The following is a 21,529-nucleotide window of genomic DNA, read 5'->3' on the forward strand; positions in this document are numbered from 1 at the left end:
CGGCAGCGCACCAGCAACCACAGACCCGCGCAGGCTCAACACCAGCAACCCCAGACCCACGCAGGCAGCGCACCGGCAAGCCGAGACCCCGACAGGAAGAGCTCGAGCCCGCCTCAGCGCCAGCCCAGCTCCGGCGCGACGTGCTGGAGGATGCTCTCGACGACGTGGGCGTTGTACTCGACGCCGAGCTGGTTCGGGACGGTGAGGAGGAGGGTGTCGGCGGCGGCGATGGCGGTGTCCTCGCGCAGCTGCTCGACGAGCTGGTCGGGCTCGGCGGCGTAGGTGCGGCCGAAGCGGGCGCGGCCGCCCTCGAGGAACCCGACCTGGTCGTCGCCGCCCGACCCGCCGAAGTAGGCGCGGTCGCGGTCGTCGACGAGGGCGAAGATGCTGCGGCTCACCGACACGCGCGGCTCGCGCTCGTGGCCGGCCGCCTTCCACGCGTCGCGGAAGCGTTGGATCTGCTCGGCCTGCAGCTCGTGGAACGGGACGCCCGTGTCCTCGGTGAGCAGGGTGGAGCTCATGAGGTTCATGCCCTGCTCCGCCGTCCACTCGGCGGTGGCCCGGCTGCCGGCGCCCCACCACACCCGGTCGCGCAGGCCGGGGGAGTGCGGTTCGAGGCGCAGCTTGCCCGGCGGGTTCGGGAACATGGGCCGCGGGTTCGGCTCGGCGAACCCGGTGCCCTTGAGCAGCTCCAGCAGCACCGCCGTGTGCTCGCGCGCGAGGTCGGCGTCGGTCTTCCCGTCGCTCGGGGCGTAGCCGAAGTAGCGGTAGCCGTCGATCACCTGCTCCGGTGAGCCGCGGCTGATGCCGATCTGGAGCCGACCGTCGCTGATGAGGTCGACCGCCCCCACCTCCTCGGTCATGTAGAGGGGGTTCTCGTACCGCATGTCGATGACGCCCGTGCCGATCTCGATCCGGCTCGTGCGCGCGGCGACGGCGGCGAGGAGCGGGAACGGCGACGCGAGCTGCTGCGCGAAGTGGTGCACGCGGTAGTAGGCGCCGTCGCCGCCGAGGTCCTCCACCGCCTCGGCGAGCTCGATCGACTGGTGCAGCACGTCCGCGGCGCTGCGGGTCGCCGAGTGCGGCGAGTCCGACCAGTGCCCGAAGGACAGGAACCCGATGTTCTTCATGCCTGCGTCAAGCCGTCGTGAGGGTGTCGCATTCCCGCTGCCAGGGTGTTCGTGGTCCCATGACCTCGTGACGCCCGACGGTGACGTTCCCCGACCGACCAGCCCGACCACGATCCTGCACCTCGTCCCGGCGCCCGAGTGGGCCGCCGACCCCGATCGTCCGTACGCGCCCGCGTCGCTCGCGGAGGAGGGGTTCGTGCACTGCTCGCCCGACGAGGCGACGACGCTCGCGGTGGCCACGGCGTTCTACGCCGACGCGCCGCGCCCGCTGCTGGTCCTGCGCCTCGACGTGTCGCGGCTGCGGGCGGACGTGGTCCACGAGGCGGCGTCACCGGTCCCGCCCCCGGGCGTGGGCGACGACGTCCTGTTCCCGCACGTCCGCGGCCCCCTCGACCGCGACGCCGTGACGTCCGTCGGCGAGGTGGAGTGGGAGGGTCGTGTTGCTGTGCGGATCTGGGAGGAAGACCCTAGGATCGCGTCCGAGACGACGGTTCGGGGTTCCGAAAGGCATGGCGTGTGAGCAGGCTCAGGACGGACGCACGCACGGCAGCGACGGCCATGGTCGACCTGGTGCGTCGCGAGCTCGGCCTCAACGTCGCGTTCATCAGCGAGATCGAGGGTGATCGTCGCTCGTTCCGTGCGCTGGTGTCCGACGTCGACCTCCCGATCCAGGTGGGGTTCAGCGAGCCGTACGAGGGCACCTACTGCCAGATGATCACGAGCGGCCAGCTGGGGGAGGTCGTGCCCGACACCGCCACCGAGCCGCTCACGGTCGACGCGTTCCACACGTCCTACCTCGGCATCGGCGCCTACGTGGGCGTCCCGATGACCCGCAGCAGCGGCGAGCTGTTCGGCACGCTGTGCGCCTTCTCGCGCGACCCGCACCCGGACCTCTCGCCGGCCGAGGCGGAGGTGCTGCGGGCGACCGCCGTGCTCATCATGCGGCTCATCGAGATGGAGGAGCAGGTCGACGGGCGGCTGACCGACCTGGCCGACCTCGCGGAGACCATCGACGGCGCCCTCGAGGACGCGACGATCGAGCTCCTGCCCGTCTCGGAGGTGGTCTCCGGCGCGGTCGTCGGCCACGAGGCGGTGGCCCGCTTCGCGGACGGCCGTCCGTTCCGCCGCCGGCTGGGGGAGGCGCGCGAGGTGGGTCGCGGTGTCGAGCTCGAGCTGTCCGTGCTGTCGCGCACCTTGAAGGCCGTCGAGCAGACGTCGGTGCCGGTCGTGAGCGTCAGCCTGTCGGCGGAGGCCCTGCGCGACCCGGCCTTCCAGGCGCTGATCGCCTCGATGCCGCCGTCGCGCCTGATGCTGCGCTTCGACGTGGACGAGACGATCGAGGACTACGAGGAGCTCACGTCGCTGCTGCAGCCGCTCCGTCGGCTCGGAGCGCGGGTGGCGGTCGACCGGGTCGGTGACGGCGCGGCGGAGCTGCGCCACATCCTCCTGCTCTCGCCCGACGTGCTGCGCATCGATCCCGAGCTGGTGCACGGCCTGGCCGACGACCTGCGACGTCGGGTCCTCGTGGAGTCCATCGCGACGCTGGCGGCGCAGATCGACGCCGACTGCGTCGCGCTGGGCGTCTCCGACGCCGAGCTGCCGTGGATGGACGAGCTCGGCGTGACGCACGTCGTGCGCGGCACCTTCGACTGACGAGGCGCCCGCGGGGCCCGACTCGTACGGCCGTCCCACCGCCCGGCGCGACACCCCTCAGGGGAGTCAGGGCGGACGTATCGTCTTCCGTGCTCCAGCGCGCCAGGAGCGAGGCGCCCCTGCTCTCCGTGTCCGAGAGCAGGGGCGCTGCGCCGTCCGCGTCCAGGGGTGGGCGATCCGGCGCAGGCTGGAGCCTACGATGTCCGGCGACTCCGCGCTGACTGGGCGCGGAGAAAAGGTGACAGGCGTTCACATGGCCTACTCCGGTCGGTGTCGCGGGCGAGGAGACCGGGGGAGCACCAAGGCGCCCGCCGCCAGGTGGCGACGGGACCGATGCGCTGTGCTGGGTACCCCCGGCAGGATTCGAACCTGCGCTCCCGCCTCCGGAGGGCGGTGCTCTATCCCCTGAGCTACGGGGGCCGGTGCACGGTTCCGCGGGTGCGGTGACCGGTCTGGCCGAGTGCGGTACGACCCTACCCCACGCCCGCTACGGTGGTGCGTGTGCCCACGGTCCTGGTCGCTGACGACACCGCGTCGATCCGGTTCCTCATCCGCACGAACCTCGAGCTGGCGGGGTTCGACGTGCGGGAGGCCGTCGACGGCCTCGACTGCGTGGAGCGGCTGCGGGCCTCGGCCGACGTCGGCGACCTGCCCGACGTCGTCACCGTCGACGTCATGATGCCGCGCCAGGACGGCGTGAGCACGGTGCACGCCATCCGGGCGGACGAGCGGCTGCGGCACCTCGGGGTGGTCATGGTGAGCACCCAGAACCTGCCCGCCGACATCCAGCGGGGGCTCGACGCCGGCGTCGACGCGTACGTGACGAAGCCGTTCGACCCCGACGACCTGGTGTCGACGGTGAACGACGTCATCCGACGGCGCTCGCAGGCCTGACGCGCCGGTCTCGCCAGCGCTTCCCGCGGACGGGGAGCGGCGCGCCGGTCGATAGGCTGGTGCGGTGACTCCCGAGCAGCTCAGCGACGTGATCGTGTCCGCCCTCCAGCGGCTCGTCGACGAGGGACGGCTCAGCCTCCCCGACGGCGTGCCGACCCAGGTGCGCGTGGAGCGACCCAAGGTCAAGGAGCACGGCGACTACGCCACGAACATCGCGCTGCAGCTGGCCAAGAAGGCGGGCCTGAACCCGCGCGACCTCGCCACGGACCTCGCCGGGGTGCTCGCCGAGCACGACGGCGTGAGCGCCGCCGAGGTCGCCGGCCCCGGCTTCCTCAACCTGCGCGTCGCCGCCGACGCGCAGGGCCAGGTGGCCACACATGTGCTCCAGGCCGGAGCCGACTACGGCCGCAGCGAGCTCTACGCGGGCCAGAAGGTCAACCTCGAGTTCGTCAGCGCCAACCCCACGGGCCCCATCCATATCGGCGGCGTGCGCTGGGCCGCCGTCGGCGACTCGCTCGGCCGACTGCTGACGTTCGCCGGTGCCGACGTCACCCGCGAGTACTACTTCAACGACCACGGCGCCCAGATCGACCGCTTCGCCCGGTCGCTGCTCGCGTCGGCGCGGGGCCAGGAGGCGCCCGAGGACGGGTACGGCGGCCAGTACATCCACGAGATCGCGGCCGACGTCGTGGCGAAGCACCCCGACGTCGCCTCGCTGCCCGACCCGGAGGCGACCGAGGTGCTGCGCGCCGAGGGCGTGGCACTGATGTTCGCGGAGATCAAGGCGTCCCTGCACGACTTCGGCGTCGACTTCGACGTCTACTTCCACGAGAACGACCTGCACGAGTCCGGCGCGGTCGAGCGGGCCATCGCGCGGCTCGACGAGCTCGGCAAGATGTACGAGAAGGACGGCGCCCGCTGGCTGCGCACCTCCGACTACGGCGACGACAAGGACCGGGTCGTCGTGAAGTCCGACGGCCAGGCCGCCTACATCTCCGGCGACCTCGCGTACTACCTCGACAAGCGCGAGCGGGGCTTTGACCGCTGCCTCATCATGCTGGGCGCCGACCACCACGGGTACGTGTCGCGGATGATGGCCATGTGCGCCGCGTTCGGTGACGAGCCCGGCGTGAACCTCGAGCTGCTGATCGGCCAGATGGTCAACCTGCTGCGTGACGGCGAGCCCCTACGGATGAGCAAGCGCAACGGGACCGTCATCTCCCTCGAGGACCTCGTGGGCGCCATCGGCGTCGACGCGGCCCGGTACGCCCTGTCCCGCTACTCGACGGACTCGCCGATCGACCTCGACCTCGACCTCTGGGCCAGCACGACGAACGACAACCCCGTCTACTACGTGCAGTACGCACACGCGCGGCTCTCGAGCATCCTGCGCAACGCCGCCGACCTCGGCATCGACCACGGCCTCGACCGCTTCGACCCGGGCCTGCTCGAGCACGAGAAGGAGGGCGACCTGCTGCGTGCCCTGGCGAGCTTCCCCGAGGTGGCGTCGCGTGCGGCGGAGCTGCGGGAGCCGCACCGGGTGGCCCGCTACCTGGAGCGCACCGCGGCCGCCTTCCACGCGTTCTACGCCGTCTGCCGCGTGCTGCCCCAGGGGGACGAGGACGTCACCGACGTCCACCGCGCGCGGCTGGTGCTGGTCGACGCGACCCGTCAGGTCGTCGCCAACGGGCTCGGCCTGCTCGGCGTCTCGGCCCCGGAGCGCATGTGATGAGGGCCCACGAGGCGGGCGCGCTGCACGGCCAGGCCGGAGACAGGGGTCCCGCGTGGCTGCGTCGCCCCGACGACGTCGACGCGCTCGTGCCGCACCTGTGGGCACGCAACGTCTCCAAGGTCGACGGCGTCGTGACCGTCGCCGGTGAGTCGGTCACGGACCTGGCCGAGGAGTTCGGCACGCCGCTGTACGTGCTCGACGAGGACGACTTCCGCAGCCGGGCGCGGGCCTTCCGCGACGCCTTCGAGGGGTGCGAGGTGTACTACGCCGGCAAGTCGTTCCTCTGCGTCGCCACGGCGCGCTGGGTCGAGGAGGAGGGGCTGAGCCTCGACGTGTGCACGGGTGGCGAGCTCGCCGTGGCGCTGCGTGCCGGCTTCCCGCCCGAGCGGCTCGCGCTGCACGGCAACAACAAGTCCGTGGCCGAGCTGCGGCGCGCGCTCGAGGCGGGCGTCGGGCGGATCATCGTCGACTCGCTGGAGGAGATCGACCGGCTCGTCGCCCTCACGGCGGAGACCGGCCGTGAGGCAGCCGTCATGGTCCGCGTGACCGCGGGCGTCGAGGCGCACACCCACGAGTACATCTCCACCTCCCACGAGGACCAGAAGTTCGGGTTCTCCATCGCCGACGGCGCCGCGTTCGAGGCCGTCAGCCGCATCGTCTCCGCCCACCGGCCCGGGGGAGGCGGCCTGCGGTTCCTCGGGCTGCACTCGCACATCGGCTCGCAGATCTTCGTGGCCGACGGCTTCGAGGTGGCCGCGCGGCGCGTGCTGCGCCTGCACGCGCGGATCATCGAGGAGCTCGGCGTCGTCCCGCCGGAGATGGACCTCGGCGGCGGCTTCGGCATCGCGTACACGACGCAGGACGACCCCCGCTCGCCCGCCGAGCTCGCCGACAGCCTGCTCGGCATCGTGCGCGCGGAGTGCCGGGCGCTCGACGTCGACGTGCCGCACCTGTCGATCGAGCCGGGGCGCGCGATCGTCGGGCCCACGACGTTCACGCTCTACGAGGTCGGCACGGTCAAGTCCGTCGGTCTCGACGGGGGCGCCTCGCGCCGCTACGTCGCCGTCGACGGCGGCATGAGCGACAACGTGCGGCCCGCGCTCTACAGCGCCGACTACTCGTGCACCCTCGCCTCGCGGCGGTCCGAGGAGCCGGCGGTGCTGAGCCGCGTGGTCGGCAAGCACTGCGAGAGCGGCGACATCGTCGTGAAGGACGAGTACCTCCCAGGCGACGTCGCCGCCGGCGACCTGCTCGCCGTCCCCGGTACCGGGGCGTACTGCCGCTCGCTCGCGAGCACCTACAACCACGTGCCGCGTGCGGCCGTGGTGGCGGTGCGCGACGGCGAGGCGCGGCTGATCCTGCGCCGCGAGACGGAGGACGACCTCTTCACGCTCGACGTCGGCTGACGCCGGCGCCCCGCTACGGCAGGCCCGCGAGGCGCAGCAGCGCCGTCACGACCACCGCGACGGCGAGCGTCGTCACGACGGAGGCGCCGCGCCAGGCGACCACGCCGGCAGCCGCGACGCCGACGGTGTCGGCCCCGGCGTGCCACCGGTCGCCGTCGGCGAGCACGCTGGTCACCACCAGCGCGGTGAGCAGAGCCGGGGCCATGAGGGCGATGACGCCGGTGAACCGCTCCGGCAGGTCGCGACCGCCCAGCAGCACCGGCCCAACGGCCTTGACGGCGGCCGTCGCGAGGGTGAGGCCGAGGATGGTGGCCCAGACGGTGCTCACGGCGCCTCCCGTCGACGCAGTCCCCACAGGGCCGCGAGCCCCGCGGCGAGCACGGGCACGCCCGGGGGAGCGACGGGCACGAGCGCGAGCGCCAGCAGGCCGCCGACGACCGCCACGCTCCGCCGGTCGCGGTCGCGCAGCTCGGGCAGCAGCACCGCGAGGAAGAACGCCGGGTAGACGGCGTCGAGCCCGAACCGGTCGAGGTCGCCGATCAGCTCACCGCCGAACGCCCCGACCACGGTGCCCAGGTACCAGGCCACCAGCTGCGGAGCGGTGGTGCCGAACAGGCGCCAGCGGTCGAACGTGCCGTCGCCGCGCGCCGCGAGCGCCCAGGACGAGTCGACGACGGCGAGTCCTTGCAGGCCCCGCCACCAGGCGCGCCCGGGCAGCGACGGCGCGAGCCCGATGCCCATGGGCAGGAAGCGTGAGTTCATCAGCGTCCCTGCGGCGACGGCGGCGCCTGCTCCTCCGCCGGCGGCGAGCACCGCCACGGCCGCGAACTGGGCCGAGCCGGCGAACACGAGGACCGACATCGCGACGGCGGCCAGCACGCTGAAGCCCGTCTCCCGGGCGACGACGCCGAACGACATCGACAGCAGGAAGGAGGCGACGCCGAACGGCACCCCGAGCCTCAGCCCCTCCCGGAAGGAGGCGCGGTCGTCGGCGCCCACCTCAGCCGGCGCAGACGGTCTGGGCGTAGAGGCCCGACTGCTCGGTCGACGACGTCTGCCTCCCGTCGACGGCGACACGGCAGCGGACGGTGGCGTTGCCGGTGGTCTGCACGCTCGCCAGCACGTACGGGCCGGCACCTTCGTACACGCGGGTCACCGTGACGTCCCGACCGGTCGAGCGGAACGTGCGCTCGCGCTTCGACGCGTCGACGACCGTGGCGTTGAACGGACCGGTGCCGGAGAAGGTGACGGTGACCGCCACCTGCCGCTCGGTGGTGCTGCCACGGGCGCCGGCCGTCGCGTCCGGTGCGGCGGCGACCTGTGCGGCGGGGGCCTGCGCGAGGAGCGACCGCACGTCGAGGACGGCCCACACGAGCACGACCGTGACCACGACGACGGTGACCAGTCCGACCACCTTGACGGGCCCCAGCTGCCGCAGGCTCGACGACAGGCTGCTCGGGCGCGTGCTCACCGGACCAGGGTAGGTGACGGCGGACCTGCCCCGTGATCGATCCGCCTCAGGTGAGGCCCCGGTGCGGACCGGGACCTCGGCGCGCGAGCTCGTCGTCGTGGTTGTAGACCGAGCAGCTGCGCAGGGACAGGCAGCCGCACCCGATGCAGCCGTCGAGGTCGTCGCGCAGGGCCTGGAGCCGGGCGATGCGGGCGTCGAGGTCGGCACGCCAGCGCGACGTGAGCCGCGTCCAGTCCCGCTTGGTCGGCACTCGACCGTCGGGGAGCGACGCGAGCGCCTCGCCGATCTCGGCCAGGGGGATGCCGAGTCGTTGGGAGAACTGGATGAACGCCAGCCGGCGCAGCACGTCGCGTCGGTAGCGACGCTGGTTGCCCGGCGTGCGGGCCGCCGTGATGAGACCGCGCGACTCGTAGAAGTGCAGGGCGGAGACCGCGACGCCCGATCGCTCGGCGACCTGCTGCGGGGTGAGCTGGTCCCTCGTGTCCGCCATCCGGGCCTCCTGTCGGTCGGTGTTGACCTCAACTTTGGTCGAGGTTGTCTGATCGTCCCATGACGACGCCGGACGCCCTCGACGCCCAGACGACCACGCCCGACGACGTCGACTCGATCTGGCGCGGGCGGCTGGGCCGCACGTCGCTCGGCCTCTTCTCGCTGGCCTTCCTCGTCGCCTTCGAGTCGCTCGCGGTGGTCAGCGTCATGCCGGAGGTGGCCCGCGCGCTCGACGGGCTCGCCCTGTACGCGGTGGCGTTCGCCGCCCCGGTCGCGGTGAGCATCTTCTCGAGGACCGCCAGCGCCTCCTGGATCGGTCGGGCGGGTCCCGCGCCGGCGCTCGGCTGGGGGGTGACGCTGTTCGCCGTCGGGCTCGTCGTGTGCGGCACCGCCACGTCGATGTCCGGCTTCCTCGTCGGTCGCGCCGTGCAGGGGCTCGGGGCCGGGCCGATCGGCGTCGCCCTCTGGGTCGTGGTCGCGCGGGCCTACCCGGACCACCTGCGTCCCCGCGCGCTCGCCGTGATGACGAGCGCCTGGACCGTGCCGGCGATCGTCGGACCCGTCGTCGCCGGTGGCCTGACCCACGCGTTCGGCTGGCGGGTCGTGTTCCTGCTCGGGCCCGTGCTGGCCGCCGCGAGCCTCGCGGTCGCCTGGTCGGCCGTCCGGTCGCTCGCCGCTGCTCCGGCCGGTGCCGGGGACGACCGCGCTCGCCACGACGTCGGCCGTGGGGACGGCGCGGTGGGCGGCCTGGCTGCCGCCGCGGTGGCTGCGGCAGCGGTGCTCCTCGTGTCCGTCGCCGGGCAGCGGACGCTCCCGGCCTGGCCGGTCTGGCTCGTGCTGGGGCTGGTGGCCCTCGGGCTCTCTGTCCGTCGGCTGGTCCCTCCGCGCACCTGGACCGGCGGCCGCGGCCTCCCGTCCCTCATCGGGTCTCGAGCCTTCCTCATGGCGGCGTACTTCGCGGCGGAGGTCTACGTGCCGCTGGTGCTGGTCGACCAGCGGGGACTCTCCGTGGGCCTGGCGGGTGCGGCGATCTCCGGCACGGCCTTCACCTGGTACGCCGGCGCGGCCTTCGTGTCGCGGCCGGAGCGGCTGCCCGCGCTGGTCGGCACGCCCCGACGTCGCGCGGCGCTGGGTGCCGGCGCGATCCTCCTGGGGCTCCTCGCCGTGCCGCTCTCGCTCGTCGCCGACGTCCCGGTGGTGGTCGTGGCGACGGTCTGGGTCGTGGGCGGCTTCGGGATGGGCGTGCTCTCGTCGACGTCGGTGACCGAGGTGCTGCGTCGCTCCCGCCCGGGGGAGGAGGCGGACCACAGTGCCGCCCTGCAGACCAGCGACTCGGTCGCCGAGTCCGTCGCACTCGCCCTGGGTGCCACCGTGTTCGCCGCGGCCGTCGGCCACGGCCTGGGCGTCGGCGTGCTCGCGGCCCTCGCGGTGCCGGCAGGGTGCGTGGTCGCGGGGCTGCTCGTGCTCGGGCGCGGCTACGAGCGGAGAGCCTCCCGCAGGGAACCCGGTCTCGTCGCGAGGACTGGGGACCGGACCGAGGACGGACGCCGATAGGCTGTCGCGCGTGAACACCGCTCCGTCGACCGCCCGACCCCTCAAGGTCGCCCTGCTGGGCTGCGGCGTCGTGGGGTCGGAGGTGGCCCGGCTGCTGACCCGCGACGGCGACGAGCTGGCGCGTCGGATCGGCGCGCCGATCGAGCTCGTCGGCATCGCCGTGCGTCGTCTCGGCCGGGCGCGCGACCTCGACCTCCCGGCCGACCTGTTCACCACCGACGCGCACGCGCTGGTCACCCGCGGCGACCTCGACGTGGTCGTGGAGGTCATCGGCGGCATCGAGCCGGCCCGCGAGCTGATCCTCGCCGCGCTGGAGCACGGCGCCTCCGTCGTCACCGCCAACAAGGCCCTCCTCGCCGAGGACGGTGCCCACCTGTTCGAGGCGGCCGAGAAGGCCGAGCGCGACATCGCCTTCGAGGCGGCGGTCGCCGGTGCCATCCCGATCATCCGACCGCTCCAGGAGTCGCTGGCCGGCGACGCCGTGCAGCGGGTGCTCGGCATCGTGAACGGCACGACGAACTTCATCCTCGACGCCATGACCACCACGGGAGCCGGCTTCTCCGACGCGCTCGACGAGGCGCAGCGTCTGGGCTACGCCGAGGCCGACCCCACCGCCGACGTCGAGGGCTTCGACGCCGCCGCCAAGGCCGCGATCATCGCGTCGCTCGCGTTCCACACCCGCGTGACCATCGGCGACGTGCACCGCGAGGGCATCACCGACGTCACGGCCGCCGACGTCCGCTCGGCCGACGAGATGGGCTGCGTCGTCAAGCTGCTCGCGATCTGCGAGAAGATCACCACGCCCGACGGCGACGCCGTGTCGGCGCGCGTCCACCCGGCGATGATCGCGAAGAGCCACCCGCTCGCCAGCGTCCGGGGCGCGTTCAACGCCGTGTTCGTCGAGAGCGAGTCCGCCGGCCAGCTCATGTTCTACGGTCCGGGTGCCGGTGGCGCCCCCACGGCGAGCGCGGTGCTCGGCGACCTCGTCTCGGTCGCGCGCAACCGCCGCCAGGACGTGCACGGCCCCGGCGACACCGCTCATGCGGACCTGGAGGTGCTCGACGTCGGACGCGCCCGCACCCGCTACCACGTGTCGATCGACGTCGACGACCGCGCGGGCGTGCTCGCCTCGGTCGCCGACGCCTTCGCGCAGTACGACGTGTCGATCAAGACGGTCCGCCAGGAGGGCCACGGATCCGACGCCCAGCTCGTCATCGTGACCCACGAGGCCGACGACGCCGCCCTGGCCGCGACCGTCGAGGTGGTGCGCGCGCTCGACATGGTGCGTGACGTCTCGTCGGTCATGCGTGTCGAAGGCCTCAACTGATGAAGGAGTTCCGCTGATGGCGCAGCCGTGGCGTGGTGTCCTCGAGGAGTACCGCGAGTGGCTCCCGGTCGACGAGGACACCCCGGTGATCTCGCTGGGGGAGGGCGGCACGCCGCTCGTCCACTCGGCCTGGCTGTCCTCGCTCGTCCAGGGCGACGTCTGGCTCAAGGTCGAGGGTGACAACCCGACGGGCTCCTTCAAGGACCGCGGGATGACGGCGGCCATCTCCGTGGCGGTCGGCGAGGGCGCGAAGGCCGTGGTGTGCGCCTCGACCGGCAACACGTCGGCGTCCATGACCGCCTACGCGGCGCGCGCCGGCCTCACGCCGATCGTGCTCGTCCCGCACGGCAAGATCGCGACCGGCAAGATGGCCCAGGCCGTCATGCACGGCGCGGAGGTCATCCAGGTGCGGGGCGGCTTCGACGAGTGCCTGCAGCTGTCGCGGGCGCTGGCCGACGAGTACCCCGTCGCGCTCGTCAACTCGGTCAACCCGGTGCGCCTGCAGGGCCAGAAGACCGCCGCGTTCGAGATCGTCGACGTCCTGGGCGACGCCCCCGACGTGCACGTGCTCCCGGTGGGCAACGCCGGCAACATCTCCGCCTACTGGATGGGCTACCGCGAGTACGCCGACGCCGGTCTGGCCACCCACCGCCCGCGCATGTGGGGCTTCCAGGCCGCCGGCGCCGCGCCGCTCGTCCGTGGCGAGGCCGTGGCCCGGCCCGAGACCGTCGCCACGGCGATCCGTATCGGCAACCCGGCGTCCTGGCAGCTGGCCATCGAGGCCCGCGACAGCTCCGGCGGGCGCATCGACGCCGTCACCGACGAGCAGATCCTTGAGGCCCAGCGTCGGCTCGGCGCCCACGACGGCGTGTTCGTCGAGCCGGGGTCGGCCGCGGGTGTCGCCGGCCTGCTGGCCGCCGCCGAGGCGGGCGAGGTCGACCCGGGTCTGCGCATCGCGGTCACGGTGACCGGCCACGGCCTGAAGGACGTGGAGACGGCGTTGTCGGGCGTGGAGTCCGTGGTGGACTCCGTCATCGACGCCGACGTGCACGACGCCGCGGCCGCCGCCGGTCTGGCCTGAGCGGCGCCGTCGTGGTCGACCAGCCGTTCCGCCGCGGGCCCGTGACGGTCCGCACGCCCGCCAGCAGCGCGAACCTCGGTCCGGGCTTCGACGCCCTCGGGCTCGCGCTCGACGTGCACGACGAGCTGACCGCCGAGGTCGTCCCCGGCGACGGGCTCGAGGTCGTCGTGGAGGGCGAGGCCGCCGACGAGGTGCCGCGCGACGAGCGGCACCTCGTGGTCCGTTCCCTCGACGCCGCCCTCGACCTGATGGGCGTGCGACGTCCGGGTCTGCGGCTCACGTGCCGCAACGTGGTGCCGCACGGTCGGGGGATGGGCTCCTCCTCGGCCGCGATCGTCGGCGGGATCGTGCTCGCCAAGGCGCTCGTCGAGGGCGTGGAGCCGCTCGACGACCGCGCGACGCTGCAGCTCGCGCAGGACATCGAGGGTCATCCCGACAACGTGGCGGCGGCGCTCCTCGGCGGTCTGACCATCGCGTGGATCGACGGCTTCGCCGCCGAGGCGGTCCGGCTCGACGTCGCGGTGCCGCTGACCCTCTTCGTGCCGCCGGAGCCGGTCTCGACCCAGGCCGCGCGCGGTCTGCTGCCCGACGTGGTCAGCCACGCCGACGCCGCGGCGAACGCCGGCCGTGCCGCGCTGCTCGTGGCGGCGCTGACCCAGGCGCCCGAGCGGCTCGCGTCGGCCACGGAGGACCTCCTGCACCAGCAGTACCGAGCCGGCGCGATGCCGGAGTCCTACCGCCTCGTCCGCAGCCTGCGCGTGGACGGCGTGCCCGCCGTCATCTCCGGTGCCGGCCCCACGGTCCTCGCGTTCGCGCGGGGCGTGTCCGACGCGGTGCCCGACGGCTGGAAGGTGCTCGAGGTCGACGTCGCCGACCGCGGCGCCCACGTCGTCACGACGTCCTGACGGGCGGTCCGGACGCCGCTCGTGGGGGCGGACCGGGCTCCCGACGGCACTGCTAGAGTGACGGACGTCGGTGTGGATCCCGTTCCCCGACACGTGTACGTCCGCCCGCCGTCGGCGGGTGGCCACGGTGCCCCGGTCTTCGCCGGAGGGCCTGTGGCGCCCCCTCCCACCCAGGAAGCATCCTCGTGACCGACACCCCCACTGACCAGTCTGCGTCCCCGTCGGCGGAGCCGGCCTCCGCCGCCCCCGCCAAGCCCGCCCGTCGCTCGGGCGGTGCCCTCGGCGGCAAGGTGCTCGCCGAGCTGCGCGAGATCGCGTCCGGCCTCGGCATCAGCGACGCCGGCAAGCTGCGCAAGGGCGAGCTGATCGACGCCATCAAGGCCGCCCGTGGAGAGAGCGCTCCGAGCGCCGTCCAGGCCGCCCCGGCGCAGCAGGCGCCCCAGCAGGACGAGCCGGCGACGGACGACCAGCCGCAGCAGAACCCGCGTGGTCGCGGTCGTCGCGGCCAGGGCGCCCAGCCCCAGGACGGCGAGCCCCAGGACGCTCCCCAGAAGGACGCCCAGCCCCAGGACGCTGTCCAGAAGGACGCCCAGCCCCAGGACGCTGCACAGAAGGACGTCCAGGCCAAGGACGGGCAGAACCGCGGCCAGGGCAAGGGCCAGGGCGCGAAGAACGGCAACCAGCGCGCCAAGAACGACGGACAGCGCAACGACGGCCAGAAGAACGACGGCGGCCAGAAGAACGGCGACGGTCAGAAGAACGACGACCAGCGTCGCGGTGACCAGCAGCGCAAGGGCGACCAGCAGGGCGGGCAGGACGCGTCGCCGAAGAACGGTCAGCGCGGCCCGGACCCGCAGGCAGCCGACGACGACGAGGCCGGCGGACGTCGTCGCAACCGACGCGGTCGCAACCGCGGCGGCCGGGGCGCCGACGGCGAGCCCACCTACACCGAGGACGACGTGCTGGTCCCGGCCGCGGGCATCCTCGACATCCTCGACAACTACGCCTTCGTGCGCACCACCGGCTACCTGCCGAGCGAGAACGACGTGTACGTCTCGCTCTCCATGGTCCGCAAGTGGGGGCTGCGCAAGGGTGACGCGGTCACCGGGCAGGTGCGCCAGCCGCGCGAGGGGGAGCGCAAGGAGAAGTTCAACCCGATGGTGCGGGTCGACACCGTCAACGGGACGCCGCTGGAGGAGGCGCGCGGTCGCATCGAGTTCTCCTCGATGACGCCGGTGCACCCCGAGGAGCGTCTGGTCCTGGAGACCGACCCGACGGTCGTCACGACCCGTCTCATCGACCTCTTCGCGCCCGTGGGCAAGGGTCAGCGCCAGCTGGTCGTCTCGGAGCAGCGGGGCGGCCGCTCGGCGCTCGTGCGCACCGTCGCCGACGCCCTGACGGCCAACAACCCCGAGTGCCACCTCATGGTCGTCCTCATCGACGAGCGTCCCGAGGAGGTCACCGAGCTGCAGCGCTCGGTCAAGGGCGAGGTCATCGCCTCGACGTTCGACCGTCCGGCCGCCGACCACACGACGGTGGCCGAGCTGGCCATCGAGCGCGCCAAGCGGCTGGTCGAGCTGGGCCACGACGTCGTCGTCCTCCTCGACTCGCTCACGCGGCTGGGCCGGGCGTACCACCAGGCGTCCACGGCCTCGAGCCGGATGGCCGGCGCGGTCGACGCGGCCGCCCTGCACCCCGTCAAGACGTTCTTCGGCGCGGCACGCAACGCCGAGGACGGCGGCTCGCTGACCATCCTCGCGACGGCGCTGGCGGGCACCTCCTCCGTCGTCGACGAGGCCGTGCTGGAGGAGATCGACGGTGCCGCCAACAGCGTGCTGCGCCTGCACGTCGACGAGAACCAGCAGGTCTTCCCGGCCGTCGACATCGCCGGCTCGCGCACGAACCACGAGGAGCTGCTGCTCGACGAGCAGGAGCTCGACATCCTCGTCGCGGCGCGCCGGGCCCTCGTCGGCCGCAGCCCGCAGCAGGTCCTCGACGCGGTCGTCGGACGGCTGGAGAAGACCGGCAGCAACGCCGAGCTGCTCCTCGCGCTCCAGCGCAGCCCCCTGGCCTGACCCGGCCCCGACGGGCCCGCCGACCCTGGTCGGCGGGCCCGTCGGGCTTCCCGCCGCCGTCCGGCAGCGCGAGCTCCGGCGCGTCGCGCTCGTCTGCGGAGGGTGGACCGCGTCCCTAGGATGGCGACGTGACCACTGCCTACGACTTCACCGCCACGACCATCGACGGCGCACCGCGAGACCTCTCCGACTACCGGGGGAAGGTCCTGCTCGTCGTGAACACCGCCACGCAGTGCGGCTTCACCCCCCAGCTGACCGGCCTGGAGGAGCTGTACAGCCGGTACGCGGACCGCGGGCTCGTCGTCCTCGGCTTCCCGTGCGACCAGTTCGGCCACCAGAACCCGGACTCCGACGAGGACACGGCGGCGTTCTGCCAGAAGAACTACGGCGTCAGCTTCCCGATGTTCTCCCAGGTCGACGTCAACGGCGACGACGCACACCCGCTCTACCGCTGGCTGCGCTCGGAGAAGGGCGGCGTCCTCGGCAGCAAGATCAAGTGGAACTTCACCAAGTTCCTCGTCGACGCCGAGGGCAACGTCGTGAAGCGCTACGGCTCGACGACGAAGCCCGAGAAGATCGCCGAGGACGTCGAGGCCCTGCTGCCCGCCTGACGAGCCCGACGGTCGGGCCACGGGAACAGAGTCGGCCCCGGTTTGGTTGACGCCCGTGCCCCTGGCACAATCGATCCCCGGTCCTGGTTCACGGTCCGCGCCGCGGCCCGACCCAGCACCACGAGAGGACACCATGAAGCGCGACATCCACCCCGAGTACGTCGAGACCCAGGTCACCTGCACCTGTGGCAACTCGTTCACCACCCGCAGCACCGCCACGGAGGGCACCCTCCGCGCCGACGTGTGCTCGGCCTGCCACCCGTTCTACACGGGCAAGCAGAAGATCCTCGACACCGGCGGCCGCGTGGCCCGGTTCGAGAAGCGCTACGGCAAGAAGTAGCTCCTCTCCGACGCCGACCCGATCCCCAGCGGACGGGTCGGCGTCGTCGTCCGTCCGGGCGCAGCGCGCCGAGGAGCTCGTGAGCACGAGCGAGGAGAGGGGACCAGCATGTTCGAGGCCGTCGAGGCGCTGCTGTCCGAGCACGCCGAGCTCGAGCGACAGATGTCGGACCCTGCCACGCACGCCGATCCCGCGCGGGCCAAGAAGGTCGGGCGCCGCTACGCCGAGCTCGGCGCCGTCGTGCGCACCTACCGCGCCTGGCAGCAGGCGGGGGAGGACCTCGAGGCCGCGCAGGAGCTCGAGCTGGTCGAGGAGGCCGGCGAGCTGGCCGCCCAGCGCGCTGAGCTGGAGGAGCGGCTGCAGCGCCTGCTGGTGCCGCGCGACCCCGCCGACGACAAGGACGTCATCCTCGAGGTGAAGGGTGGCGAGGGCGGCGAGGAGTCGGCGCTGTTCGCCGGCGACCTGCTGCGCATGTACACGCGCTTCGCCGAGACGAAGGGCTGGCGGGTCGAGATCATCGACGCCACGGAGTCCGCGCTCGGCGGCTACAAGTCGGTGACGGCCTCGGTGGCGGCGAAGGGCACCCCCGAGCCGGGCCAGGCTCCCTACGCGTTGCTGAAGTTCGAGGCCGGGGTGCACCGCGTGCAGCGGGTGCCGGTCACCGAGTCCCAGGGGCGCATCCACACGTCCGCGGTCGGGGTCCTGGTGCTGCCCGAGGCCGAGGACGTCGACGTTCAGGTCAACGACGCCGACCTGCGCATCGACGTCTTCCGCTCCTCCGGACCCGGAGGCCAGAGCGTCAACACGACCGACTCCGCCGTGCGCATCACCCACCTGCCGACCGGCCTCGTCGTGAGCTGCCAGAACGAGAAGAGCCAGCTGCAGAACAAGGAGCAGGCGCTGCGCATCCTGCGCTCGCGCCTGCTGGAGGCGGCGCAGGCGGCAGCCGACGCGGAGGCGTCCGACGCGCGGCGCTCGCAGGTCCGCACGGTCGACCGGTCCGAGCGCGTGCGCACCTACAACTTCCCCGAGAACCGCATCTCCGACCACCGCACCGGCTTCAAGGCCTACAACCTCGACGCCGTCATGGACGGTGCGCTCGACGACGTCATCGGCTCGCTCGTCGACGCCGACCTCGCCGAACGGCTCGAGACCGCCGACGGGTCGCGGGCGTGAGTCGCGTCCGCAGCCAGGCCGAGCGCCTGCTCGAGGAGGCCACGGCCACCCTGACGGCCGCCGACGTCGCGTCGCCGCGGGTCGACGCGGAGCTGCTCCTCGCCCACGTCACCGGGACCCCGCGCGGCCTGCTGCTCAGCGCCCGCCTCCAGGGCCCGCAGCTGCAGGTCTACCGCGACATGGTCGCGGCCCGTGCGCGTCGGGTGCCCCTGCAGCACCTCACCGGCTCCGCCGGCTTCCGCTACGTCGACCTCGAGGTCGGTCCTGGGGTGTTCGTGCCGCGTCCGGAGACCGAGCTGCTGGCGGGCTGGGCGGTCGAGCAGGCGTCGGCCGTGCTGTCGTCCGGCCGGGAGACCCCGCCGGTGGTGGTCGACCTCTGCACCGGGTCGGGGGCGATCGCGCTGTCCGTCGTGCACGAGGTGCCGCGCGCCCAGGTGCACGCCGTCGAGCTCGACGAGCAGGCCTTCGCGTGGGCGGAGCGCAACCTCGGCGACACGGGCACCGACCTGCGGCTCGGTGACGCGTTCGAGGCCTTCGCCGACCTCGACGGCACGGTCGACGTCGTCGTGTGCAACCCGCCGTACATCCCGCTGGACGCGTGGGAGGGCGTGGCGCCCGAGGCCCGCGACCACGACCCGTCCCTGGCGCTCTGGTCGGGTGACGACGGCCTCGACGCGATGCGTCGTCTCGAGCGTGCGGCCTGGCGCCTGCTGCGACCCGGCGGTGTCGTCGGGGCCGAGCACGCCGACGCGCAGGGGGAGTCGGCGCCCGCGGTGTTCGCCGGCCGGTGGGCCGACGTGCGCGACCATGCGGACCTCGCGGACCGGCCGCGGTACGTCACCGCGCGACGCCCCTGAGCGGCTCGGCGCGCACGAGGCAGGACCTCCGGCGCGGCGCGGAGCGGGATCGGTAGGGTCGCGGCATGGTCGCCGAGCTCCTGATCCACGGGGCCGCGTTCGCGTTCGGGGTCGGCTCGGCCATCCTCCCGGTGTTCCTCAACGCCGAGGTCTACGTCGTCGCCATGGGCGCGACGATGCAGGACTGGATGCTGTTCTGGGGCGTCATGGCGCTCAGCGTCGGCACGGTCGCCGGGAAGGCGCTCGTGTTCGTGCTGATCCGCGGCGGGTCGCAGCGCTTCCGCCGGGAGGCGCGGCGCTCGGAGCCCCGCTACCGGTTCACCGCCTGGCTGCGGCGGGTCGGCGACCTGCTCCTGACCTGGCTCGACCGTCCGGTGCTCGGTGCGGCGACCGTGCTCCTGTCCTCCCTCCTGGCCGTGCCGCCGCTCGCCGTGGTGACGATCTTGGCGCCCCTGTCACGCCAGCGTCTGTGGGTGTTCCTCACGATGGTCTTCCTCGGTCGGACGGCGCAGTTCCTGGCGCTCGCCTTCCTCGTCCACGGGCTCGACCTGCTGGACGCCGTGCACGACCTGTGGTGACCGGCGGGCCCACCCGTGCCCGCTAGGGTGGTCCGGTGAGGTACGACTGCGCCGACGAGGAGATGCGCCGCACCGGCGTCGACGCCGCCCAGGCGGCGCTGGAGGCCGGCGAGCTCGCCGTGCTGCCCACCGACACCGTGTACGGCCTGGCCGCCGACGCGTTCTCGCCCGAGGCGGTCCAGCGGCTGCTGGACGCCAAGGGACGCACGCGCCAGAAGCCGCCGCCGGTGCTGGTCGGGGCGCCGACGACCCTGGAGGCCCTGGTCACCGAGGTGCCGGGATGGCTCCGGTCGATGACCACCGAGCTGTGGCCCGGACCGCTCACGGTCGTGTGCCGGCAGCAGCCGTCGCTCACGTGGGACCTGGGGGAGACCCACCACACCGTCGCGGTGCGCATGCCCGACCATCCCGTCGCGCTCGGTCTGCTCAAGCAGACCGGTCCGCTCGCCGTGAGCAGCGCGAACCTGACCGGCGAGCCGGCCGCCACGACGATCGACGACGCCGAGCGGATGCTGGGCGAGACCGTCAGCGTCTACCTCGACGCGGGCCGGAGCCCGGGCGGCACCGCGTCGACCATCCTCGACGTCACCGGCGCCACGCCGCGCATCCTGCGCGAGGGCCCGATCGGGCTCGACGTGCTCCACCGGTTCAACAACACGGTGGAGCCGCTCGGTGCGTGAGTACCTCGTCGTCTTCGGCGTCGCCCTGGGGGTGACCTACCTCCTCGCCTCGATCGCCAGGACGCTCGCGATGCGCTTCGGAGCCGTCGCCAAGGTGCGCGACCGCGACGTGCACGCGATCCCCACCCCGTACTTCGGCGGCCCCGCGATGCTCGGCGGCCTCGTCTCGGCCTACCTGGTGGCGACCCACCTGCCGTTCCTGTCGCGCAACGAGGACGCCGTGTTCGGCGACGCCCGCGCGGTCATCGTGGGCGGTGCCGTCATCTGCCTCGTCGGCGTGATCGACGACCTCTTCGAGCTCGACGCGCTCAGCAAGTTCGCCGGCCAGGTGCTGGCCGGCATCGTCGTCGTCGCGATGGGCCTGCAGTTCCTCTACCTGCCGCTGTACAACAACTACCTCGGGCTCGACAACGCCCAGTCGATCATCTTCACGGTGCTGCTCATCGTCACCACCGCGAACGCCGTCAACTTCGTCGACGGCCTCGACGGGCTGGCCGCCGGCATGGTCGCGATCGGCGCCGTGGCCTTCTTCTCGTACGCCTTCTCCCTCGCCGTCGTGAACGGCGAGGCACGCGCGATCGGCGCCGCCCTGCTCACGGCCGCCCTGGCGGGCGCCTGCCTCGGCATCCTGCCGCACAACTTCTTCCCCGCCCGCATGTTCATCGGCGACTCCGGGTCGATGCTCATCGGGTTCGTCCTCGCGTGCTCCTCGATCAGCCTCACGGGCCAGTTCCCGGCCACCAGCCTGTCCGAGGGCGTGGGTGGCGGGGCGGCGAGCTTCCTGCCGGCCCTGCTGCCGCTCTTCCTGCCCTTCGCGATCCTCATCGTGCCGTTCGTCGACCTGGGGCTGGCGGTCGTCCGCCGCACCCGCGCGGGACGCTCGCCGTTCAGCCCGGACAAGATGCACATCCACCACCGGCTCCTCGAGATCGGGCACTCGCACCGTCGTGCGGTGCTGCTCATGTACGCGGCCGCGGGCCTGGTCGCGTTCGGCAGCGTGGTGGTGAGCCTGTTCAGCGGGTGGCAGTCGATCGTCGGGTTCGGCGTGCTGAGCGTGCTCACGGCCGCCGCGGTCTTCGTGCTCCCGCGGCTCGAGCAGCGCGTCTGGGACGGGTCGTGACGTCCGCGCAGCGGGGTGCCGTCCGCACGCACGTCCTCGCGTACGCGGCCGTCGTCGCCCTGGCCGCCGTCGCCGGGCTCGCCGCGCGGGGGACCGCCGGGCTCCTGGGAGCGCTCCTCGCGGGCCTCGTCGTCGCGGTGTTCCTCGGGTCGACGCCGGTCGTCCTGAACCCGGTCGCGCGGTCCAGCCCGGTGCTCTCGCTCCCCGCGGCGGTCCTCTTCTTCCTCGTGAAGGCGTTCGCGGCGATGGCCGTGCTGTTCCTCCTCTTCGACGTCGGGGGAGTGGCGGAGCACGTCGACCGTCGCACGTTCGGCCTCGCCGCGGTCCTGTCCAGCCTGGTCTGGACCGTGCTGGCGACGTGGTCGTTCCGTCGCCGCCGGGTCCCCACCTATGACCTGGGCGACACCCCGTCGTGACCCCCTGGTAGCCTCACTCATGCGCCGGACCGGA

Annotated in this window: 23 protein-coding genes and 1 tRNA gene; 18 read left to right on the forward strand and 6 right to left on the reverse strand. The window is 73.1% G+C overall.

The annotated features are described in order from the left end of the window. Positions 1 to 113: 113 nt before the first annotated feature. Positions 114 to 1,130: an LLM class flavin-dependent oxidoreductase gene (locus tag AC3WRM_RS01335; RefSeq protein ID WP_492246733.1), complete on the reverse strand. Its 1,017-nt coding sequence runs from the start codon at positions 1,128 to 1,130 to the stop codon at positions 114 to 116. Positions 1,131 to 1,197: 67 nt separating this feature from the next. Here AC3WRM_RS01335 and AC3WRM_RS01340 point away from each other — a divergent pair, with 67 nt between their 5' ends. Both AC3WRM_RS01340 and AC3WRM_RS01345 read left to right on the forward strand, forming a co-directional pair. Beyond that, on the forward strand, positions 1,198 to 1,650 hold the full coding sequence (locus tag AC3WRM_RS01340; protein ID WP_492246732.1) for a DUF952 domain-containing protein: 453 nt from the start codon (positions 1,198 to 1,200) through the stop codon (positions 1,648 to 1,650). Beyond that, complete coding sequence (locus AC3WRM_RS01345) at positions 1,647 to 2,783, forward strand: EAL domain-containing protein (RefSeq protein WP_492246731.1); 1,137 nt, start codon at positions 1,647 to 1,649, stop codon at positions 2,781 to 2,783. Before AC3WRM_RS01340 ends, AC3WRM_RS01345 begins: the two co-directional genes overlap by 4 nt. A gap of 348 nt (positions 2,784 to 3,131) precedes the next feature. Here AC3WRM_RS01345 and AC3WRM_RS01350 read toward each other — a convergent pair. Beyond that, a tRNA-Arg gene (locus AC3WRM_RS01350) sits at positions 3,132 to 3,203 on the reverse strand. 81 nt (positions 3,204 to 3,284) lie between these two features. Here AC3WRM_RS01350 and AC3WRM_RS01355 point away from each other — a divergent pair. The 3 genes from AC3WRM_RS01355 to lysA all read left to right on the forward strand — a co-directional run bounded on the left by AC3WRM_RS01355 (position 3,285) and on the right by lysA (position 6,815). Beyond that, a complete protein-coding gene (locus AC3WRM_RS01355) occupies positions 3,285 to 3,677 on the forward strand; it encodes a response regulator (protein ID WP_492246730.1) in 393 nt (130 codons plus the stop codon). 64 nt (positions 3,678 to 3,741) lie between these two features. Then, complete coding sequence (argS, locus tag AC3WRM_RS01360) at positions 3,742 to 5,406, forward strand: arginine--tRNA ligase (RefSeq protein ID WP_492246729.1); 1,665 nt, start codon at positions 3,742 to 3,744, stop codon at positions 5,404 to 5,406. Then, positions 5,403 to 6,815: a diaminopimelate decarboxylase gene (lysA, locus tag AC3WRM_RS01365; RefSeq protein ID WP_492246728.1), complete on the forward strand. Its 1,413-nt coding sequence runs from the start codon at positions 5,403 to 5,405 to the stop codon at positions 6,813 to 6,815. Before argS ends, lysA begins: the two co-directional genes overlap by 4 nt. Before the next feature lie 13 nt (positions 6,816 to 6,828). On the opposite strand, the gene AC3WRM_RS01370 is transcribed toward lysA, so the two are convergent. Genes AC3WRM_RS01370 through soxR form a run of 4 tightly spaced genes read right to left on the reverse strand, consistent with a single transcriptional unit; the run spans position 6,829 to position 8,776 of the window. Further along, positions 6,829 to 7,143, reverse strand: coding sequence for an AzlD domain-containing protein (locus AC3WRM_RS01370; RefSeq protein WP_492246727.1), 315 nt, complete (start codon positions 7,141 to 7,143; stop codon positions 6,829 to 6,831). Beyond that, entirely contained in the window at positions 7,140 to 7,814 is a 675-nt protein-coding gene (locus AC3WRM_RS01375; RefSeq protein WP_492246726.1) for an AzlC family ABC transporter permease, read from the reverse strand. The genes AC3WRM_RS01370 and AC3WRM_RS01375 overlap by 4 nt, the downstream gene beginning before the upstream one ends. Before the next feature lies 1 nt (position 7,815). Beyond that, complete coding sequence (locus AC3WRM_RS01380) at positions 7,816 to 8,286, reverse strand: hypothetical protein (protein ID WP_492246725.1); 471 nt, start codon at positions 8,284 to 8,286, stop codon at positions 7,816 to 7,818. 46 nt (positions 8,287 to 8,332) lie between these two features. Further along, on the reverse strand, positions 8,333 to 8,776 hold the full coding sequence (gene soxR / locus AC3WRM_RS01385; protein ID WP_492246724.1) for a redox-sensitive transcriptional activator SoxR: 444 nt from the start codon (positions 8,774 to 8,776) through the stop codon (positions 8,333 to 8,335). A 59-nt stretch (positions 8,777 to 8,835) separates the two neighbouring features. Here soxR and AC3WRM_RS01390 point away from each other — a divergent pair, with 59 nt between their 5' ends. From AC3WRM_RS01390 to AC3WRM_RS01450, 13 genes are all read left to right on the forward strand, one after another. Beyond that, on the forward strand, positions 8,836 to 10,329 hold the full coding sequence (locus tag AC3WRM_RS01390) for an MFS transporter (protein WP_492246723.1): 1,494 nt from the start codon (positions 8,836 to 8,838) through the stop codon (positions 10,327 to 10,329). A 10-nt stretch (positions 10,330 to 10,339) separates the two neighbouring features. Further along, the gene (locus AC3WRM_RS01395) at positions 10,340 to 11,656 is read left to right on the forward strand and encodes a homoserine dehydrogenase (protein WP_492246722.1); all 1,317 of its coding nucleotides are present in this window, start codon (positions 10,340 to 10,342) and stop codon (positions 11,654 to 11,656) included. A 16-nt stretch (positions 11,657 to 11,672) separates the two neighbouring features. Continuing rightward, positions 11,673 to 12,737 carry a threonine synthase gene (thrC, locus tag AC3WRM_RS01400; protein ID WP_492246721.1) on the forward strand — a complete coding sequence of 355 codons (1,065 nt, stop codon included), beginning with the start codon at positions 11,673 to 11,675 and terminating at the stop codon, positions 12,735 to 12,737. An 11-nt stretch (positions 12,738 to 12,748) separates the two neighbouring features. Next, positions 12,749 to 13,642 carry a homoserine kinase gene (thrB, locus tag AC3WRM_RS01405; protein WP_492246720.1) on the forward strand — a complete coding sequence of 298 codons (894 nt, stop codon included), beginning with the start codon at positions 12,749 to 12,751 and terminating at the stop codon, positions 13,640 to 13,642. 185 nt (positions 13,643 to 13,827) lie between these two features. Beyond that, positions 13,828 to 15,717 carry a transcription termination factor Rho gene (gene rho, locus AC3WRM_RS01410; RefSeq protein ID WP_492246719.1) on the forward strand — a complete coding sequence of 630 codons (1,890 nt, stop codon included), beginning with the start codon at positions 13,828 to 13,830 and terminating at the stop codon, positions 15,715 to 15,717. Positions 15,718 to 15,845: 128 nt separating this feature from the next. Beyond that, the gene (locus AC3WRM_RS01415) at positions 15,846 to 16,328 is read left to right on the forward strand and encodes a glutathione peroxidase (protein WP_492246718.1); all 483 of its coding nucleotides are present in this window, start codon (positions 15,846 to 15,848) and stop codon (positions 16,326 to 16,328) included. Between the two features lie 133 nt (positions 16,329 to 16,461). Further along, entirely contained in the window at positions 16,462 to 16,668 is a 207-nt protein-coding gene (rpmE, locus tag AC3WRM_RS01420; RefSeq protein ID WP_067856259.1) for a 50S ribosomal protein L31, read from the forward strand. 108 nt (positions 16,669 to 16,776) lie between these two features. Then, entirely contained in the window at positions 16,777 to 17,844 is a 1,068-nt protein-coding gene (gene prfA, locus AC3WRM_RS01425; RefSeq protein WP_492246717.1) for a peptide chain release factor 1, read from the forward strand. Continuing rightward, positions 17,841 to 18,701: a peptide chain release factor N(5)-glutamine methyltransferase gene (gene prmC / locus AC3WRM_RS01430; RefSeq protein ID WP_492246716.1), complete on the forward strand. Its 861-nt coding sequence runs from the start codon at positions 17,841 to 17,843 to the stop codon at positions 18,699 to 18,701. Before prfA ends, prmC begins: the two co-directional genes overlap by 4 nt. A gap of 65 nt (positions 18,702 to 18,766) precedes the next feature. After that, positions 18,767 to 19,279, forward strand: a complete 513-nt coding sequence (locus AC3WRM_RS01435) for a VTT domain-containing protein (RefSeq protein WP_067856268.1) — start codon at positions 18,767 to 18,769, stop codon at positions 19,277 to 19,279. Positions 19,280 to 19,314: 35 nt separating this feature from the next. Continuing rightward, on the forward strand, positions 19,315 to 19,959 hold the full coding sequence (locus AC3WRM_RS01440; protein ID WP_492246715.1) for an L-threonylcarbamoyladenylate synthase: 645 nt from the start codon (positions 19,315 to 19,317) through the stop codon (positions 19,957 to 19,959). Continuing rightward, on the forward strand, positions 19,952 to 21,079 hold the full coding sequence (locus tag AC3WRM_RS01445; protein WP_492246714.1) for a glycosyltransferase family 4 protein: 1,128 nt from the start codon (positions 19,952 to 19,954) through the stop codon (positions 21,077 to 21,079). The genes AC3WRM_RS01440 and AC3WRM_RS01445 overlap by 8 nt, the downstream gene beginning before the upstream one ends. Continuing rightward, a complete protein-coding gene (locus tag AC3WRM_RS01450) occupies positions 21,076 to 21,495 on the forward strand; it encodes a Cg1360 family ATP-synthase-associated protein (protein WP_492246713.1) in 420 nt (139 codons plus the stop codon). Before AC3WRM_RS01445 ends, AC3WRM_RS01450 begins: the two co-directional genes overlap by 4 nt. Positions 21,496 to 21,529: the final 34 nt, after the last annotated feature.

The sequence above is a fragment of the Aeromicrobium sp. EU05-FHT14F07 genome (assembly GCF_058790455.1).

Coding starts and splice junctions, on each gene's coding strand:
- AC3WRM_RS01335 (WP_492246733.1), bottom strand. CDS start 1,130: ATGAAGAACATCGGGTTCCTGTCCTTCGGGCACTGGTCGGACTCGCCG.
- soxR (WP_492246724.1), bottom strand. CDS start 8,776: ATGGCGGACACGAGGGACCAGCTCACCCCGCAGCAGGTCGCCGAGCGA.
- AC3WRM_RS01390 (WP_492246723.1), top strand. CDS start 8,836: ATGACGACGCCGGACGCCCTCGACGCCCAGACGACCACGCCCGACGAC.
- thrC (WP_492246721.1), top strand. CDS start 11,673: ATGGCGCAGCCGTGGCGTGGTGTCCTCGAGGAGTACCGCGAGTGGCTC.
- rpmE (WP_067856259.1), top strand. CDS start 16,462: ATGAAGCGCGACATCCACCCCGAGTACGTCGAGACCCAGGTCACCTGC.
- prfA (WP_492246717.1), top strand. CDS start 16,777: ATGTTCGAGGCCGTCGAGGCGCTGCTGTCCGAGCACGCCGAGCTCGAG.
- AC3WRM_RS01435 (WP_067856268.1), top strand. CDS start 18,767: ATGGTCGCCGAGCTCCTGATCCACGGGGCCGCGTTCGCGTTCGGGGTC.